Genomic DNA, 17,722 nt, shown 5'->3' on the forward strand with positions numbered 1-17,722 from the left:
TTGTTTCAGACCTTCAATCCTTCTTTTCCCTGAATTCGCCGTCGATCACCATGTCATCGGTCTTGTTGACCGGCTGTCGGCCGGTGAACCTGGAGACGGACGCGACGATCCGATCGAACATAACTCGCCTCAACCAGGGATAGCCGAGAAGAAACGCCAGGGTAAAGCCCGTGAATATCGCGGACACGCTGTCGCCCAGCCACACGAAGTTCAGCAGGCACAGTGCGAGAATGCCGGCGAGGATTGGCCGGCGCACAGGTTTGGGCAAGAGGCCGACGATGCGCAGCTTGCCCTTGCTGATCCATGGGAATCGTGCAAACAGGGCCGCAAGCAGAAGTCCCGCCAGGAACCGGCTCGTGTCGAGATGAGCGGCCAGCACCCCGACCACCAGGAAACCGGTATAGGTCATCGTACCGGCCAGGGCTGCCAGCAGCAGCAAGGCAATGGCGAGCGTTAGCTTGGGCGTACGTATTGCCGCATTGATCAAAAGACGTAGGATTTGTGTACTCCTGCAGAGGGACGTTAAAAAGCCAAAGCGAATTTTAACAATACTCTCCGGCGTCGGGGCTGTTCAGGAAGGTTCCTGCCCGGCGCTCGACCTTGCCCTTGCCCCCATCGCCCCGCGCAGCCGCTTCTGCTACCATAGTCCCCTGGCGCGCGAGCATCCATCGCATGCGCCGACAACAACATCGAGACACCGATCCATGAAATCGGTGTTTCTGTCTTCGGGTAGCCAACCCACCCCTCCATACGGCGAGGCGGATCCCACGAGGTGACGCCTGCCGCACTACGACGCGCCACCGGCAATGCGCCGGAGCTTCGTCGCGCTCGCCGCTCCCGTGCATCACGTCGACGCTGGTCGTCGATGGAGCTGCCTGGACTCAGACATTCTCGATCTTGGAAACCACATGAAATACCTGTCCGACCATCAGTTTTTGCAGCACGTTGCCGACCGCAATCCCGGCCAGCCTGAATTCCTGCAGGCCGTCACCGAAGTCATGGAGAGCCTGTGGCCCTTCATCGAACAACACCCCCGATATGCCGAGCAAGGCCTGCTCGACCGCCTGGTCGAGCCTGATCGTGTGGTGATGTTCCGGGTCTCGTGGGTGGACGACCATGGACAGGTGCAGGTGAACCGCGGCTACCGGATCCAGCACAGCATGGCGATCGGCCCGTATAAAGGGGGCCTGCGTTTCCACCCTTCCGTCAACCTGTCGGTACTGAAGTTCCTCGCTTTTGAGCAGACCTTCAAGAACGCCTTGACCACCCTACCCATGGGCGGCGGCAAGGGCGGTTCCGACTTCGACCCCAAGGGCAAGAGTCCGGGCGAAGTCATGCGCTTCTGCCAGGCCTTCGTGAGCGAGCTGTTCCGCCATGTCGGCGCCGACACGGACGTTCCGGCCGGCGACATCGGCGTCGGCGGGCGCGAAGTCGGCTACATGGCCGGCATGATGAAAAAGCTGAGCAATCGCGCCGACTGCGTGTTCACCGGCAAGGGCCTGAGCTTCGGCGGTTCGCTGATGCGCCCCGAAGCCACCGGCTACGGAACCGTGTACTTTGCCGAGGAGATGCTCAAGACGCGCGGCCGTTCCTTCGAGGGCCTGCGCGTGAGCGTGTCCGGCTCGGGCAATGTGGCGCAGTACGCGGTGGAAAAGGCAATGGCCCTGGGCGCCAGGGTCGTCACCGTGTCCGATTCGAGCGGCACGGTCATCGACATGGATGGCTTTACCACCGAAAAGCTGGCCGTGCTGATGGAGGTGAAAAACCACCTGTATGGCCGCGTCGGCGATTACGCCCAGCGCACCGGCACCCGCTTCGAAGCCGGTGTGCGCCCGTGGCATGTGCCGGTCGACGTGGCGCTGCCCTGCGCTACCCAGAACGAGCTGGATGCCGACGACGCCGCCGTCCTGATCCGCAATGGCGTCCTGTGCGTGGCCGAAGGGGCCAACATGCCCTCGACCATCGAGGCCGCAAAAGCATTCGAAGCGGCCGGCGTGCTGTACGCGCCGGGCAAGGCCAGCAACGCCGGCGGTGTCGCGACTTCCGGACTGGAAATGAGCCAGAATGCGGCGCGCCTGTCCTGGCCGAGCGAGGAAGTCGACGGCCGCCTGCTGCAAATCATGCAGGGCATCCATGCGTCGTGCCTGAAATACGGCAAACGCGCCGACGGCAGCATCAGCTATGTGGATGGGGCGAACATTGCCGGGTTCGTCAAAGTGGCCGACGCCATGCTGGCCCAGGGCGTGACCTGAGTTCCACCTCTGCCTTTGCGCCCACCTTGACCCGTACAAGACCCGCTACAGGCTTACCCTGGTCCCGGAACGGGCTTGTCACCCCTCTGGTTTCGCCGGAAGATGAAGCTGGGTAGTCAATCGATCACCAGGCGCTGGAGGCCTTTCATGAAACGCGTTTCACACGTCCGCCGCCGTGCCCTGCCCGGGCAGGCGGCATGGCTGATCGGCTCGGTGGCCCTGCTCGCGCTGGCAATATGGCCGGCGACCAGCCACGCGGTCGAAGAACCCTCCTACACGATAGTGCAGCGTTTCCCTGCTTTCGAGATCCGGCAATATGCCGGCTATGCCGTCGCCGAGGTGGTGGTGCCGGGTCCCGGGAGCGACGCCGGCGACCGCGCCTTTCCCATCCTGGCCGGCTATATCTTCGGCAAGAACAAGGGCGAGCGCAAGCTGGCCATGACCGCGCCGGTGACCCAGTCGGCCACGCCCGTCAAGCTGGAGATGACGGCGCCGGTGACGCAAAGTGCCAGCCAGGACGGCTTCCTGGTCCAGTTCGTCCTGCCGGCGGGCGTCAGCGCGGCGAACGCGCCCGAACCCCTCGATTCGCGCATCAGGTTGCGCGACATGCCGCCCAAGCGGATCGCGGTGATCCGCTATTCCGGCTTCTGGTCCCAGTCGAACTATGACCAGAACCTGGCCAGGCTCCAGGAAGCCATGCGGGAGGCCGGGATTGCCTGGCAGGGCGAGCCGGTGCTGTCCCGCTACGACGGCCCGATGACGCCCTGGTTCATGCGGCGCAACGAGATCTGGCTGGCGCTCGATTGAGCGCATGGCGATGAACAGCCTTCCCGACGGCTTCCATGCCCTGGTGGTAGGCGCTTCCGGGGCGATCGGGGCCGCCTTTGTCGATTTGCTCGGCGCTACCCCGCGCTGCGCCTCGGTGCGCGCCCTGCACCGCCACTCGACGCCGCCCCTCGATTTCGCCGACGAGGACAGCATCGCGCAGGCGGCGCGCGCGCTGGCGGACGGGCCGCGCTACCACCTGATCATCAATGCGGCTGGACTCCTTCACGGCGCCGACTTCATGCCAGAAAAACGCCTGGCCGACCTGCATTATGCGCAGCTGCTGGCGACCTTCCAGGCCAACGCCTTCGGGCCCGCCCTGCTGATGCGCCACTTTGTCCCGCTGCTGGCGAAGGAACGCGCCATCGTGGCCATGCTGTCGGCGAAGGTGGGCAGCATCGGCGACAACCGGCTTGGCGGCTGGTACAGCTACCGGGCGTCCAAGGCCGCCCTCAACATGCTGGTCAGGACCGCCGCCATCGAAGTGGCGCGCAGCCACAAGGACGCGGTGCTGGTAGCGCTGCACCCGGGAACGGTCGCTTCAAACCTGTCGCGGCCCTTCCGCGGCGACAGCATCGGACGCCCGGCGCAGGACGCCGCCGCCGATCTGCTGCGCGTGCTCGATGCGCTCACGCCTGCCAACAGTGGCAGCTTCCGGTCCTGGGACGGCAGCGTATTACCCTGGTAGCCTAGGTCATCCCCTGCCCACGCCGGCGCCAGCTGCGCAGGCCCAGCACGATGAACAGCAGCGCCAGGCCCGCCAGGGCCAGCACTTCACGGCGCAGTTCGGCCAGCGAAGCGCCCATCTGGTTGGCCGCGATGAAACCCTGGATCGCGGCGGTCGAGGGCAGCAGCCAGCGCAGCCCTTGCAGCGGCCACGGCAAGGCGCTGGCGGGCCAGGCCAGGCCCGCCAGGAACAGCACCGGCATCGAGCTGGCCACCAGCAGCTGGACGCTGCGCTCGCGGGTACGGAAGAACAGGCCCATGAAGATCCCGAGCGCGGCCACGCAGACGCTGTACAGCAGGCTCAGCACCAGGGTGGCCAACGGGTTGCCGCCGCGCGGATAGTCCTGCCACCAGAACACGAAGCCGAAGTAGTACGCGGCATTGAGCAGCACGACGCTGGCAAACGCGGCGAGCGCGCCGGCATAGGCGGCGGTGCCCGCCGCATAGGGGAAGGCCCTGGCGCTGGCCCAGCTGCCGAACAACAGGCCGATCCCGAGCAGGAAGGTCTGCTGCATCAGCAGCACCACCACGCCTGGGACGATGTACGAGGCATAGCCTTCGCTGACATTGAACATCGGCAGGGGCTCGACCGACAAGGGCTGGCGCTGCGCGGCCGCCTGCTGCGCCGACGGCGTGCCCGCGCCCAGGCGCTTGAGCTCGATGCCGGCCGACAGCGTACCCACCACTTCGGCCAGGCCGTTGAGCGCCACCTTGTTCAGCAGCGGATAGGCGCCGCTGCCGCCCACCTCGACCTCCGGCTGCCTGCCGGCCAGCAGCTTGCCGCTGAAATCGGCGGGAATGATCATCACGCCTGCGGCGTCGCCGCGCCAGATCCATTCCTGGGCCTGCTCGGGGCGGGTGGTGACGCCGGCCACGCTCAAGCCCGGATGGGCCCCGGTCCAACGGATCAGCTGGCGCGACAGGGCCGAGCCATCCTGGTCGACCACCGCCACCGGCACCCGGCGCACGATTTCGCCGCTGTAGGGCCAGGGATAGAAGAAGGAATACACGATGCCCGAGATGAACAGCAGCAGCAGCGCCGCCTTGTCGCCCAGGATCGCGCGCCAGGTGAGGCGCCAGGCCTGGTACGCGGACGCCAGGCCGCTCATGTCTTGCCCCAGCTGTCGGGCTGGCGCATGCGCGCGGCCAGCCGCAGGTAGCCGGCCGCACCCAGCACGGCGCTGAAGCCGGCCAGCGCCGCCAGCGCGCCGGCGCTGAAGCGCAGCGGCGCGCCCGCCAGCCAGGTGTTGTTCACCAAACCTAGGAAATGGGTCAGCGGCAGCGCCTCGGCCCACAGGCGCGCCGCGGCCGGCATCGCCAGGGTCGGAAAGCCCTGGCCGGAAAAGGCGAAGGCCGGCGCGGTGACGAAGGCGCAGGCCGACAGCGCCGAGCGCAGCGAGCCGGAGAAGGCGACGATGCAGGTGCCCAGGGCCAGGCAGGCCGCGACGAACAGGACGGTGCCGAGCGTCATCGCCGGGATGCTGCCCAGCACCGGCCAGCCCAGCAGCGCGCCGAAACCGGCGACCACCAGGGCCGCGTGCAGCAGGAAGACCACTGCCGGGATCGCCAGCTTGGACAGCAAGGCCACCGCCGGCCGCCCCTGGGCCGTGGCCAGCCAGTCGGGCACGCTGGCGGCGCGCAGTTCGCGCCCGATCGCGGTCAGCGCGGCCAGGGTGGCGCAGATGTGCAGCAGGCTCCACACGGCCGGCAGCGCCAGCGCCGGGACCATGCTGCCGTTCTCGTTGAACAGCGCCACCGCGCGGGTGGCGACCGGCTCGACCTGCTGGGCGGCCTGCACCGGGCCGGCGCCGCGCCTGGCGCGCCCCTGCAGCTCGGCGCCGGCCGACATGGTCGCCACCACGGCGCGCACGTCGCGCGTCATCGCGCCGGTATGGGATGGGTACTGGGCGTTGTAGGCCCATTGCAGGCCGAGCGCTTCGCCGCGCGCCAGGCGCTCTCCCATGTGCGCCGGGATCGAGACGACCCCGAACACCTCGCCGGCGCGCAGCGCCGCCAGCGCCTCGGCATCGCTGGCAACCGGCAGCGGACGCAGCCCCGGCGACTGGTCCAGCATGCGCACCAGGCTGCGCGACTGCGCGGACTGGTCGAGGTCGCGCACCGCCAGCGGCAAGTCGCGGGCGATGCCGGCGGAAAAAATCCACCAGGTCAGGAAGTACAAGGCCAAGGGAATCCAGCCCAGCATCGCCAGGTCCCAGCGGTCGGCGCGCAGGCGCGCCCACTCGCGCGCGAGCGAGGCCGACCAGGCGGAAGCGGCGGGAGCGGGCATGGGCGGCTCAGCGCTCGAACACCACCGTCATCCCGGGGCGCAGGCCCGGCAGCGGCGCCGTGGGCCGCAGCCGCAGCTCGAAGGTGCGCAGGTCGGTGCCGCCGGGGCGCGCGGCGCGCCAGGTGGCAAAGGCCGGCAAGGCAGATACGGTCTCGACCTTGAAATCGGCGCCCGCCTTCAGCGCCGGCACATAGCCGCGGTGCAAGCTTCCCTTGGCGAAGGGCTTGAATATGTCCTCGCGGACCGCCAGCACGGCCCAGACGTCGTCGAGGTCGACCAGGGTCACCACCGGAAAGCCTTGCGGCGCCAGTTCGCCGGCCTGGATCGCCAGCTTGCTCACCTCGCCGGCGGTCGGCGCCAGGATGCGCGTCTCGGCCAGGGCCGCGTCGGCTTCCGCCACCACCCCATCCACCTGGCGCGCCTGGGCCTGCGCCGCCTGCTTGTCCTCGCTCCGCGCGCCCTGGCGCGCCAGCTCGTACTGGGCGCGCGCGGCGGTCGCCAGCTCGCGCGCCGCGCGCGCCTGGGCGCGGGCGTCGTCGCCCTTCTGGCGCGCCAGCACGCCTTCGGCCACCATCGCCGCGACCCGCCTGTCGGTCAGCTCGGCCAGCCGCGCACCGGCCTCGGCGCGTTCCCAGTTGGCGCGCGCGGCGACGATCTCCTCGGGCCGCGCGCCCGCCTGCGCCTTGCGCGCCACGGCGGCTGCGGCGTCGCGCGCCGCCTGCGCCTGATCGAGCTTGGCGCGCACTTCCGGACTGTCCAGCTCGAACAGCAGCTGGCCACGGCTCACCGCCTGTCCCAGCTGCACGTGCACCCGGCCGACGCGCCCGGGGACCTTGGACGACACATTGACTTCCTGCGCTTCGATCTGCCCCTGCAGCGCCTCGGGCACCGGCTGGAAGGCGCGTACCAGGCCCCAGGCCAGCAGGCCCAGGACCAGCGCGCCGGCCAGTATGGCCGGCACGCGTTTCTTGCGGCTTGTCTCGCTCATCGGTTGGACTCCTTTTCGGGATCGAGCTGGTGGGGAGCGGAGCGCGCATGCTCCGCCAGGCGCTCGGGCCGGCCGGCGGTGGCGAGCAGGCGCGCCAGCGCCAGCACATAATCGTGGGCGGCCTGGGTGCGCTCGATCCCGGCCTTGGTCAGGTTCAGGGAAGCGTCGTCGACGTCGGCCGTGGTCGCCTGGCCGTTGCGGAACGACACCTGCGCCAGCCTCAGGCCTTCGCGCGCCAGCTCGATCGTCGAGGTCGTTGCCAGGTAGTGCTGGCGCGCATCTTCCATGGCGCGCCACTGGGTTTCGGCCAGGGTCGGGATATCGCGCCCGGCCTGGTCCGCGGCCGCTTCGACGCGCTGCTGTTCGAGCCGGGCGGCGGCCGTCAGGCGCGCACGATCGACCCGGTCCACCAGCGGCATGCTCAGGGCCACCCCCACCAGCCAGTTGGCGCGCGCCGCCCCGCCGCGGTTCAGGTTGTAGTTGGCGATGCCGACCAGGGTCGGGCTGAAGGCCTTGCCCTGCAGCTTGAGATTGGCGGCCGCCTGGGCACGCTTGCTGTCGATCTGCTTCCAGGCGGCATTCGCGTGCATGGCGGCCTCCACGAACGAGGCCAGCGAACCGACGGGCTGCGCGTGCACGAACAGCGGCGTTGCGGGCTCGACCGCCTGCTCCTCGCCCAGCAGGCGGCGCAGGGCCAGCTCGGCGACCTCGGCGTCGCTGGCGGCCTTGGCCGCCTCGCGCGCGGCCTTGTCGACGGCGACGTCGGCCTTCAGGCGTTCGACACGTGCGATCAAGCCGGTCCGCTCGAGCTTGCGCGCCATCTCCTGGTGTTCGTGCGCCACCGCCAGCGCCGCGCGGCGCAGGCGGACCGCATGGCGCGCCAGCTGGACGCCGAAGTAGCGCTGCGCCAGCAGCAGCGCCGCTTCGTCCTGCGCCGTCTGCACGCCAGCGGCGGCCTCGGCGGCGCGGCCGGCGGCCACCTCCTTGAGCGCGTCCAGGCGTCCGCCGGTGTACAGGGGCCAGACCGAGGCCAGGCCGAGCGAGCGGACCGTGAAGGTGCGCTCGGTCTCCAGGCTGGCGGGCAGTTCCGGCAAGGCCAGCCCGGGCAGCGGCGGCAGCACCTCGAGCACCGGTTGCAGGGCCGGCTCCAGGGATTGCGCCAGGCGGCCGGTATCGATATTCAGCGAGGTCGAGAGCCGTCCGGCGAATCCGTTCAGACGCAGGTCCGGTCCGTCGATGCGGCGCAGCGCCTCGGCCTGCAATTGCCTGGCTTGATGGTCGAGCTCGGCGCCGCGCACCGCGCCCGAACGCGCCTGCAACCGGCGCCACGCCTCGCCATAGTCGAGGGCGGCGCTCTGCTGCGCCCGCACCGGCAGCACGGCGCAGCAGGCCAGCGCCAGGGCGAGCGGGGCAATATAGGACTTGGACGGTTTCACCGGTCCCTCCGAAAGCTCATCAGTATTTATCGGTGATGATAGCGCCGCTTGGCCGCGACCAGTCACACGACTGGCGGCGTTATCGCAAGGGCCGGTGCAGCGCCGGGCAGGCATCGGCAAGCGCCGGCGGACGCGCCCGTCCGCGGGCCGCGGCGAGGAAGGCGGGCTTGCGCAACTCCGTGAGCGAGAACCACTGGCTGCCGCGCGCCGGCGCCAGCGCGCTGGCGTGCATGGGATTGGGCAGGTCGATGACCCGCCGCCGCTCCAGGTCGGCAGCGGCGATCTGCGCTGCGAAATAGCTGTAGAACAAACGATCGAAGGAACCGTCGGCCTGTGCCGTTTCCAGCCCGCGCCGCACCTCGTCCGCCAGGCCACGCTTGCGCGGGTTGACGAAAAAGTAGGCGTCGGTCGGATAACGCAGGACGATATGCGGTTCGACCGCCAGGGCCGGATAGGCCTCGTGCTCGTCGAAGACCTGTTGCACCGCGCGCGGAAAATAATCGATGCGCCCGGCGTCGAGCATCTTGAACATGCCTGGATAGGTCGAAGAGGTTTCCACCGGCAAACCGCTGGCGCGCAGGATCGCGGTATCCGGCCAGTCGTGGCCCTGCCCCGCGACGAATCGCTTCAGTTGCTCGGCCGAGTGTACGTCGGCGAACTGATGCAGGCGGTCCTTGCGCACCAGCGCGATGCGCCAGCCGAGCATGCCCTTGGTCAACGGCACCGGGACTTCCAGCAGGGAGGCTTTGCGGTCCGGTGCGGTCATCGTAATCATGATATCGAGCTTGCCGGAATCGCGTGCAAGTTCCGCCAATGCACGCGCCTGCTTCATGGGCTGCTCGCTGTACACCAGCGTATGGCAGACACCCGCCTTGGCAAATGCCAGTTTCAGCAAGGCGACACCGTAGGGATCACGCCCGGTATCCCCCCACTCCGGACGTAGATAAACATACGTGGCGGCGCGCCCCGGCACGGACGACAGGAAAAACAAGCTCAACAGCAATAAGACGGCGAGTCGGGGCATGTCGGCGGGCGGCCGTCAGGACCGCGAACGATGGACGAGTGGCCTGCCAATGCTAGCACGCGCCATGACTCGGACCACCCTAGTGTTGCTTGCTAGCCACTATTTTTCCCGGCGCCGCCCTGCGCCTGCGCCATCTCCAGCGCCGGCAAGGTCACCGTCAGGAAGGACGACACCTGGCCGACCAGCTCGGCGGCCTGCTGGCGCACCTGTCCCATCTGCAGGATCGACAGCTCGGCCTGGCGCACCGCCTGCTGGATCAGGGTGCGGCGCTGCACCAGGGCGTCCGACAGGCTCGCGTCCGTCGCGCCACCTGCCAGCTTCGACACGATGGCGAGCACCGCCGCATGCAGGCCCAGCTTGCGCGCCGACTCCTCCAGAGCGCGCACGGCGGCGTCGCTGTCGGCGATGAGCTGCAGCAGCTGCGCACGGCTCGAAGCCAGCTCCGTCTTGTACTGGGAGGGCGACTTCGGGCGGCGGAACAGCTTGTCGAACACGCCTGCCGGCGCCCTGGTGCTCTCCAGTGCGGCCTCGAGCTGCGCGGGCACCGCCATCTGGGTGAATCTCAGCACCAGCTCGGTGATGGGCTGGAGCAGCGCGGCCTGCTCCATCAATGGCCCTTCCGCCCACTCCGCGACCACCGGCAGCTTCAGCGGCAGGATGCGGCGAAACAGCGCGGCCAGGCGCTGACCGGCGTGTTCGGACAAGGCCGGATAATCGGCGTGCGCGATCGCCAGCGCATCGCGCACCGCCGGATGATCCTCGCTCTCGAACAGCACCCTGGCCGCGGCTTTCGCGGGCACGGCGGAGGCCGGCGCCGCGGGAAGATCGTCGAAGGACAGCGCCCTGGGTGGGTTGTTGCCGGCCGGCGGCGCGGCAGCGGGCTGCCCGGCATCGCCGAAATCGAAGGCCTGCGGCGCCAAGGCAGCGCCGGCCGGCTCGGCGGGGAGCTCGGGCTCCGCGCCGAAGTCGAATGCCTTGGGCGTTTGCTGTGTCATCGGCTACCCGGCATCGAGCAGGAGCGCGTGCTCCTCAGACGGTGCCGCCGAGCTTGCGGATGAAGGTCGCCAGATTCAGCTTGAAGCCGGCGCCGACGGCCTGGAAGCGCCATTCGCCATCCTTGCGGTACAGCGAGCCGAACTGCAGCGCGGTCTTGTCCGCATAGTCTTCGTCGAGGTCGTATTCCGCGATCGTCTCGCCGGTCTCGTCGTTGTACACCTTGACGTAGGCGTCGGTGACCATGCCGAAGGTCTGCTTGCGCACATCGGCATCGTGGATGGTCACGACGATCGGCATCTCCACCACTTCCGCCTCGACCTTGGCCAGGTCGACGGTGATGACTTCGTCGTCGCCATCCTTGTCGCCGGTCCGGTTGTCGCCCGAGTGCACGACCGCGCCGTCCGGAGAGGTGGCGTGGTTGTAGTACACGAAGTGGGCGTTGCTGATCATGACCGGGTGGTCGCTCGCATCCCGCCTGCACAGGAATACCGACGCGTCGAGGTCGAATGGCTGCCCCTCGACCGCGTTGACCTTCCATCCGAGGCCGATACGCACGCGCTTCAGGCCCGGCGCGGTTTTTTCGAGGTTGATGCGGTGGCCAGTGTGGAGCGTCGTCGACATGGACTTTCCTTTTCCTTATGAGGTGAACATGGGATTCAAGCGCCGGTGGGCGAAAAGCGCGCAATCAGCTCGCGCTCCAGCTCCTGCAGTTTCGGCAGCTCGGCCTGGCGGCGCTGCTGGCCTTCGTTCGAGATCTGCTCGAGCTTGTCGAAGGCGGTCACCAGCTGCGTCTGCACGTGCTGGGCGGTTTCCAGGCTGACCAGCGAGCGCTGCTTGGCGCGGGCCACGGTCTCGGTATTTTCCAGCAGCATGTCGGCCTGGGCGCGGAAGGCCGCGTCGGTGGCGTCGTAGGCGGCGTTGGCGACCGCGGCGCTCTGCTTGGCCTCCAGTTGCAGCAGGTAGAGCGAGAACACGTTGCGCCAGGCCGGAATCGAGACGTTGACGATGTCCGTGAAGGTGTCCGTCAGGGCCCGCGCATTGTCTTGCGACAGGCGGATCTGCGGCACCATCTGCGTGGCCATCAGCATGGCGCGCTTCAGGTCGTCGATGCGCTTTTCGAGGCGCTCCAGACGACGCTTGAGCTCGGTGGCCTGCTGCGCCTCGAAGGCATTGGCCGGCGCGGCCTGCTGCGCGACCGCCTGGCGCAGGCGCGAAGCCCATTCCTCGCCCTTCTTCACGTCGGCATCCAGGCCCTGGTAGTACTGTTCCAGGCCCTTGTACATCTCGTCGAAATCCTGGATCCGCGCCCGGTGCACGTTGGCATGCCGCGTCATCTCCGTGACCAGGGTGTCCATGCGCGATTCGACCACCTGGTACTGCGACAGCATCTTTTCCTTGACCGAGCCGAACATGTTCGTCAGGCGCGACACCAGGCCGCCAGACCGAAGCTTGGCCGGGTCCAGGCCCTTGGAGGTGGCGATCAGTTCGTTCAGCTGCGTGCCGAACACATCGGCGTCGGATGCACGCACGGTGCCGAGCAGCTTGGCCGAGACCTTCGCCACGCCCGCGCCGGTGGAACCGCCCAGGGCCTCGATGGCCTTGTCGTCGATGCCGGAGACATCGACCCGGACGATGGGGGCCGCGCTCGCCTCCGGACGCAATGCCGGCAGCGCGTCCGGCATGGGTGCAGGATCCAGCAGCGGTGCCAGCGTGGGTGCAGGCGCGGTGGGTGCTGCGTTCGCTTCTTCGTCGGAGGAGAACAGCGGTTTCATAGGATTCCTTCAGGTGGGAAGTGACAACATGAATAGCTTACCACTGGACAATCCAGCTGGGCCAGCGTCGGCGCAGCACATGCCTTGCGCGCCAACCCGGCTTCGTCCAGTATAACCACTCCACAGCAGGAGCTTCTCCATGTCGCATGCGCGCGTCGTCGTCCTGACGGTACTGGCACTGGCCGCATTCGCGGGCAACTCCCTGCTGTGCCGGGCCGCCCTATCCCGCTCGCATATCGATGCCGCCAGTTTCACGACCGTGCGCCTGCTGTCGGGCGCGCTCATGCTCTGGGTGCTGGTCAGGCTGCGCGGCGGCGCCAGGGCGGGCAAGGGCAGCTTGCTGTCCGCGCTGGCCCTGTTCGCCTATGCAGCCGGCTTTTCCTTCGCCTATCTTCACTTGCCCGCCGCGGCCGGTGCACTGATCCTGTTCGGCGCCGTGCAGACGACGATGATCGCTTACGGGCTGTGCTCGGGCGAGCGCCTGCGCCCGGCGCAGCTGGCCGGCTTGCTGCTTGCCGGCGCCGGCCTGGTCGGCCTGCTGCTGCCCGGCCTGTCCGCGCCGCCGCTGGCAAGCGCCCTGCTCATGCTGGGCGCCGGCGCGGCCTGGGGCATCTATTCGGTGCGCGGCAAGGGCGCGGGCGACGCCCTCCAGGTCACCGCGGGGAACTTCCTGCTTGCCGTACCGATGGCGCTGGCGCTGAGCCTCCTGCTGCTGGGCGGGGCCGCGTTCGACCCGGCGGGGAGCGGGTATGCCTTCCTGTCCAGCGCGCTGACCTCGGGCGTCGGCTACGCGATCTGGTACACGGCGCTGCCCTTCCTGAAGTCGACCAGCGCGGCGGCGGTGCAGCTGAGCGTTCCCGTGATCGCCGCCCTGGGCGGCGTCGCCTTCCTGGACGAGCCGCTCACGCTGCGGCTGCTGTCCGCATCGATCGCCATCATCGGCGGCATTGCGCTGGTGATCCTCGGGCCGCGGACATAAGCGGGCCTGCTCTGCTTGCGTCAGCCCGCCCCGCCTTCCTATCATGAATGGAGGGCTTTCAACCACGCGTCCGGGAGATGCGATGAATACGCTGACGAATGGGCAATTCAATGAGCTGAAGGGTGCGATTCGAGGAGACATCCTGCAAGCGGGCGACGCGGGCTACGACGCCGCCCGCACGGTCTGGAACGCGATGATCGACCGGCATCCGGCCATCATCGTACGCTGCGCCGGCACGGCGGACGTACGCGCCGCGCTGGACTACGCGCGCAAGCACGGGCTTCCCCTCGCCGTGCGCGGCGGCGGGCACAACATCGCCGGCAGCGCCCTGTGCGAGGACGGACTGGTGATCGACCTGTCCGGCATGCGCTCGGTCCAGGTCGACGCCAGGCAGCGCCGCGCCTGGGTGGAAGGCGGGGCCAGCCTGCGCGATTTCGACCACGAAGCCCAGTCCTATGGGCTGGCCACGCCTCTGGGAATCAATTCCACCACCGGGGTGGCCGGACTGACGCTGGGAGGGGGCTTCGGCTGGCTCAGCCGCACGCTGGGCCTGGCGGCCGACAACCTGCTGTCGGCCGAGATGGTCACGGCCGACGCCCAGCGCCTGCACGTAAGCGAGACCGAGTACCCGGACCTGTTCTGGGCTATCCGTGGAGGCGGCGGCAACTTCGGCGTGGTCACGCGCTTCGAATTCCGGCTGCACCCGGTGGGGCCGGAAATCACGGCCGGGCTGATCGTGTTCCCGTCCGCCCAGGCCAGGACGATCCTGATGCAATACCGCGATGCCGTCGACGCCATGCCCGCCGACATGACGGTGTGGGCGGTGCTGCGCAAGGCGCCCCCGCTGCCCTTCCTGCCGACCGAGGCGCACGGCCAGGACGTGCTGGTGCTGCCGGTGTTCTCGCCGTCGCGCGGCGCATCGGTGGATGCGGCAATCGCGCGCATCGGCAAGCTGGGGGAACCGCTGGGCATGCACGTCAGCCCCATGCCTTACACCGCATGGCAGCAGATCTTCGACCCCTTGCTGACGCCGGGTGCGCGCAATTACTGGAAATCGCATAATTTCGCCCGGCTGAGCGATGAAGCCATCGACGTGGTCATGCGCCATGCCGGCATGCTGCCGACGCCGCAGTGCGAGATCTTCCTCGGATTGCTGGGCGCGCAGGCATCGGCGCCACCGCCGCAAGCGATGGCCTATCCGCACCGCGACGCCTTGTATGTGATGAACGTGCACACCCGCTGGGACGATCCCGCCGACGACGCGCGCTGCATTGCCTGGGCCCGCGATTTCTTCAGGGATGCCGCGCCCTACGCAAGCGGGGGCGTCTACGTGAATTTCATGCCGCAGGACGAGAGCGAGCGCACGCCCGATGCCTACGGCGCCAACTACCAGCGGCTGGCCGAGATCAAGCAGAAATACGATCCCGACAATGTGTTCCGCGCCAACCAGAACATCCGTCCGGCCGCGAGCGCTGCCGCCTGAACGCGCTCATTCTCACGACAGGAGTCGATCATGACACGCAAATTCATCGATTGCCGGGAGTTCCCGAGCGACATGCATTGTTCGGTCGCCATCTCGGCCGACAGCGAGGACGAGCTGTTGCAGGCCGCGGTGCAACACGCGGTGTCGGTGCACCACCACAGCGATACGCCCGAGCTGCGCCAGCAACTGCGCCAGTTGTTCAAGGATGGCACGCCGCCCGAACAGCTTCCCATGAGTGGCCGGGCGGGCAGCGCCGGCGCAAGCAGCTCGCCGCCGCACTGAACGGCGGCGCCATCGTTCAGGCGTCCGGCGCTGCCTGCGCCTCGCGCAACATGCGCCGGATCGTCATGATGTTCACCGCGGCGATCACCACTTCCAGCGCCGTGCCGCCGACCGAACCGGCGATCACGTTGTTCACGATCCACAGCACGGTCCCGCACAGCATTGCCAGGCGCATGCGCACGCCTTCCAGCAGGAACAGGGCCAGGGTGCCGATGCAGGAGGCCCCCAGCGGCAGCCAGTCGCTGGGGCGCGTGGCTAGCGCCAGGCCCAGGGCCAGGTTGGCGGCGACGACGAACAGGGCCACCCAGATCGAGCGCGTGTACAGCGAGAGCACCGAGCGCAGCAGCGACATGGTCGAACTGGCGACCGCCGTCGGCCTGCCGAGCAGCGCGAAATGGACGATGTAGGCGAGGCACTCGGCCGCCATGAAGATCTTGAAGCGGCGGTCGTTCCTCTGCAGGAAGGAAGCGACGCCGAGGGCGAACGCAGCGTAGCCGACGCACTGCGCCGGAGAGAACCAATCGATCGTCATCGAACAGGACAGGAAAAGGACGATTATAGCCGCCCGATCCGCTCCTGCCGGACGCGCCGCCCGGGCTTCAAGCCTTCTTGAGCGCGTCCGCCTTGTGCGCCGCCTCGGCGCCGGTCTTGTCGCTGACGACCAGGTATTCGGGGTGCTCGCGCGAGGCGGCCACGTGGTGGCCCTTGATCTCGGTGGGGGATGTCAGTTTCTTCTTGACGGTGCCGTGCACCGTCCCTTGCGACGATTGCCATTGCACCTTGTCGCCGGCTTTGAACGCGTCTGCCATGCTGGGCTCCTTTGGACGGAAGGGCCAGCCACGTCCCGGCAATGTACCGCACCGGGACGGGTATGACCCGCAATCCGTATTGGAACACGGATCGCTGCCATCCTCCCGCACCTTACCGCTGCAAAAGCTTGCGCAGTGGATTCAGGCCTGCTTGCCCGGCATGGGCAAGCCTTCCGCCAGCGCCAGCCTTTCCATCGCCGTTTCCAGCACCATGCGGGCGCGGCCCGAGGCCAGCTCGAGTTCGCGGTGCAGGCGTGCGTCTTCCTGGTTGCGGGCAGCGCATTGCGCGCTGTAGCGCTCGAAGCTGCCGACCATCATCAGGATGTCCGACAGGTGGCGCGGGCATTCGCAGGGCAGGCGGTTGCCGGCCGCCGTGATGGCCGCCAGCGCCTGGTCATCGAAGCGGCGTGGCGCCACCGGTTCGCCCGCGGGCTCGGACGCCGGCAGGCCCTGCCCCGCCAACGCCGAACGGCACAGCAGCACCAGCTCGCCGATCTCGGCCGGCACGCGCGCCACCAGGCAGCCCTGGGCGCGCAGTGCGCGGATGGTGGCGCTGCCGCAGAAGCGGTACAGCACCACGGTCGCTTGCGGACGGGTGATGTCGCGCGCCGCCGCCACCTGCGCCACCGAGGCTTGGTCGAGTTCCGAGGCTTCGATCAGCAGCACGTCCAGCGCCATGCCGTCTCCCAGCGAGGGCACCTGGTCGAGCCGGGCGCAGTGGCGCTGCACCTGCAGCGCGCGCCCGTCGCGGCCGCTGGCGGCGATGCGGCGCACCAGGCTCTCGCCGACCACCAGCGTGCGCATCGGCCCGCTGACTTCGGCCGCACGCGCCGCGTTCGGGGCGATCATCTCTTCCAGCCGCTCCACCGGCAGCCCGGTCAGGACGCCGATCGGGTGTCCCAGGTCGACCAGCTGCTTCAGCAGGCCGAGGCGCCTTACCTGCTCGGCCGTGTAGAGGCGCTGGCCATGCGCCGAACGCTGGGTGTCCGACAGCGCATAGCGCCGCTCCCAGACGCGCAGCGTCTCCACGGGCAAGCCCGCCAGGCGCGCCGCGACCCCGCTGCGATAGGTGACTTCGCGGCCCTCGCCCCGCTCTTGATGCATTCTGTCGTTCATATGACCCGCCGTTGAACAGTGATCTGATGAGTATCCCGCTACAAATACGAGACGTTGTAAGTTTAACTCAAAATCGTCAAATATAGCTGTTCAATAGCGATTCAAGGCGCTTACCAGGTGAAGTCGTCCGGAATCTTGAAGTCCGCGTAGGGATCGTCCTCCTCCACCTGGGCAGTGGCCTGCTTGACCTGGATGACGCTGCCCGGGTCGCGCTCGGCGATCTTCTCGCCGATCACCTTCGGCACCAGTTCGTAGTTCCCCTTCAGGAACACGATCACCAGCCGGCCCGCCACCAGGTGCTGCTGCACCTGATCGGAGACGTAGATGCGCTCGATCTTGCTGCCGTGCGTGAAGTTGTAGGCGATGTCGCCCTTGCCGTTCCTGGCGCGCGGCTGGCGGTTCTGCTCCACCAGCTGGGCGATCTGCGCCTTCACCGCCTTCTGCGCGGCCTCGGCGTCGCGCTGGGCATTCAGCTCGCGCGCCCGCTCGGCATTCTTGCGCTGCATTTCCAGCGCCGCCTCACGCGCTTCGTTGACCGACTCGGTGCCGGTACGGCGCTCGATCTTTTTCTGCTTGCTCTTGTCCTGGTTGACCTTCTGGACCTTCTTCTTGTCCACCAGGCCGGCTTTCAGCAACTGCTCCTGCAGCGAGACCATCGTTCTGCTCCTTGATTGCATGGGTGGCCGGGCGGCACGGCGCCGCCAGGCGAAGCCGCTAGCATAACAAACCGCGCCGGCAAGGGAAGCC

General features: G+C 68.2%; 19 protein-coding genes. 6 read left to right on the forward strand and 13 right to left on the reverse strand.

What is annotated here, in order from left to right:
* Positions 1-13 precede the first annotated feature (13 nt).
* Entirely contained in the window at positions 14-487 is a 474-nt protein-coding gene (locus tag ACK6C6_RS17000) for a hypothetical protein (protein WP_409268357.1), read from the reverse strand.
* Between the two features lie 421 nt (positions 488-908).
* Here ACK6C6_RS17000 and gdhA point away from each other — a divergent pair, with 421 nt between their 5' ends.
* The 3 genes from gdhA (at position 909) to ACK6C6_RS17015 (ending at position 3,765) form a co-directional block, all read left to right on the forward strand.
* Positions 909-2,252 carry an NADP-specific glutamate dehydrogenase gene (gene gdhA, locus ACK6C6_RS17005; protein WP_409268358.1) on the forward strand — a complete coding sequence of 448 codons (1,344 nt, stop codon included), beginning with the start codon at positions 909-911 and terminating at the stop codon, positions 2,250-2,252.
* Between the two features lie 147 nt (positions 2,253-2,399).
* Positions 2,400-3,059 carry an SOUL family heme-binding protein gene (locus ACK6C6_RS17010; RefSeq protein ID WP_409268359.1) on the forward strand — a complete coding sequence of 220 codons (660 nt, stop codon included), beginning with the start codon at positions 2,400-2,402 and terminating at the stop codon, positions 3,057-3,059.
* A gap of 10 nt (positions 3,060-3,069) precedes the next feature.
* Positions 3,070-3,765, forward strand: a complete 696-nt coding sequence (locus ACK6C6_RS17015; RefSeq protein ID WP_409268360.1) for an SDR family NAD(P)-dependent oxidoreductase — start codon at positions 3,070-3,072, stop codon at positions 3,763-3,765.
* A 1-nt stretch (position 3,766) separates the two neighbouring features.
* Here ACK6C6_RS17015 and ACK6C6_RS17020 read toward each other — a convergent pair whose 3' ends face one another.
* The 8 genes from ACK6C6_RS17020 to ACK6C6_RS17055 form a co-directional block, all read right to left on the reverse strand.
* Positions 3,767-4,912, reverse strand: a complete 1,146-nt coding sequence (locus tag ACK6C6_RS17020) for an ABC transporter permease (protein ID WP_409268362.1) — start codon at positions 4,910-4,912, stop codon at positions 3,767-3,769.
* Positions 4,909-6,090, reverse strand: a complete 1,182-nt coding sequence (locus ACK6C6_RS17025) for an ABC transporter permease (RefSeq protein ID WP_409268363.1) — start codon at positions 6,088-6,090, stop codon at positions 4,909-4,911. The genes ACK6C6_RS17020 and ACK6C6_RS17025 overlap by 4 nt, the downstream gene beginning before the upstream one ends.
* Positions 6,091-6,097: 7 nt before the next feature.
* Positions 6,098-7,078 carry an HlyD family secretion protein gene (locus ACK6C6_RS17030; protein ID WP_409268364.1) on the reverse strand — a complete coding sequence of 327 codons (981 nt, stop codon included), beginning with the start codon at positions 7,076-7,078 and terminating at the stop codon, positions 6,098-6,100.
* Positions 7,075-8,514 carry a TolC family protein gene (locus ACK6C6_RS17035; RefSeq protein WP_209589281.1) on the reverse strand — a complete coding sequence of 480 codons (1,440 nt, stop codon included), beginning with the start codon at positions 8,512-8,514 and terminating at the stop codon, positions 7,075-7,077. The genes ACK6C6_RS17030 and ACK6C6_RS17035 overlap by 4 nt, the downstream gene beginning before the upstream one ends.
* A gap of 79 nt (positions 8,515-8,593) precedes the next feature.
* Entirely contained in the window at positions 8,594-9,538 is a 945-nt protein-coding gene (locus tag ACK6C6_RS17040; RefSeq protein WP_409268365.1) for a substrate-binding periplasmic protein, read from the reverse strand.
* Positions 9,539-9,630: 92 nt separating this feature from the next.
* Positions 9,631-10,533, reverse strand: a complete 903-nt coding sequence (locus ACK6C6_RS17045) for a hypothetical protein (RefSeq protein WP_409268366.1) — start codon at positions 10,531-10,533, stop codon at positions 9,631-9,633.
* A gap of 34 nt (positions 10,534-10,567) precedes the next feature.
* Positions 10,568-11,155: a TerD family protein gene (locus ACK6C6_RS17050; protein WP_292040848.1), complete on the reverse strand. Its 588-nt coding sequence runs from the start codon at positions 11,153-11,155 to the stop codon at positions 10,568-10,570.
* Positions 11,156-11,190: 35 nt separating this feature from the next.
* Positions 11,191-12,306, reverse strand: a complete 1,116-nt coding sequence (locus ACK6C6_RS17055) for a toxic anion resistance protein (RefSeq protein WP_409268367.1) — start codon at positions 12,304-12,306, stop codon at positions 11,191-11,193.
* A 139-nt stretch (positions 12,307-12,445) separates the two neighbouring features.
* On the opposite strand from ACK6C6_RS17055, the gene ACK6C6_RS17060 reads away from it, so the two are divergent.
* The 3 genes from ACK6C6_RS17060 to ACK6C6_RS17070 all read left to right on the forward strand — a co-directional run bounded on the left by ACK6C6_RS17060 (position 12,446) and on the right by ACK6C6_RS17070 (position 15,050).
* Positions 12,446-13,285, forward strand: a complete 840-nt coding sequence (locus ACK6C6_RS17060; protein WP_409268369.1) for a DMT family transporter — start codon at positions 12,446-12,448, stop codon at positions 13,283-13,285.
* Positions 13,286-13,367: 82 nt separating this feature from the next.
* A complete protein-coding gene (locus ACK6C6_RS17065) occupies positions 13,368-14,768 on the forward strand; it encodes an FAD-binding oxidoreductase (RefSeq protein ID WP_409268370.1) in 1,401 nt (466 codons plus the stop codon).
* Between the two features lie 30 nt (positions 14,769-14,798).
* Entirely contained in the window at positions 14,799-15,050 is a 252-nt protein-coding gene (locus tag ACK6C6_RS17070; protein ID WP_036208494.1) for a DUF1059 domain-containing protein, read from the forward strand.
* A 16-nt stretch (positions 15,051-15,066) separates the two neighbouring features.
* On the opposite strand, the gene ACK6C6_RS17075 is transcribed toward ACK6C6_RS17070, so the two are convergent.
* From ACK6C6_RS17075 to ACK6C6_RS17090, 4 genes are all read right to left on the reverse strand, one after another.
* Positions 15,067-15,582 carry a YgjV family protein gene (locus ACK6C6_RS17075; protein WP_036208496.1) on the reverse strand — a complete coding sequence of 172 codons (516 nt, stop codon included), beginning with the start codon at positions 15,580-15,582 and terminating at the stop codon, positions 15,067-15,069.
* A gap of 67 nt (positions 15,583-15,649) precedes the next feature.
* Positions 15,650-15,859 (reverse strand): DUF2945 domain-containing protein, encoded by a 210-nt coding sequence (locus ACK6C6_RS17080; protein WP_027865603.1) that lies wholly within the window; start codon positions 15,857-15,859, stop codon positions 15,650-15,652.
* Between the two features lie 141 nt (positions 15,860-16,000).
* Complete coding sequence (locus tag ACK6C6_RS17085; protein WP_409268372.1) at positions 16,001-16,975, reverse strand: MerR family transcriptional regulator; 975 nt, start codon at positions 16,973-16,975, stop codon at positions 16,001-16,003.
* Positions 16,976-17,085: 110 nt separating this feature from the next.
* Positions 17,086-17,631, reverse strand: coding sequence for a DUF2058 domain-containing protein (locus tag ACK6C6_RS17090; RefSeq protein WP_409268373.1), 546 nt, complete (start codon positions 17,629-17,631; stop codon positions 17,086-17,088).
* Positions 17,632-17,722 lie beyond the last annotated feature (91 nt).

The organism is Massilia sp. BHUDP2, assembly GCF_046236355.1.
GTDB classification, from domain to species: Bacteria; Pseudomonadota; Gammaproteobacteria; order Burkholderiales; family Burkholderiaceae_D; genus Telluria; species Telluria varians.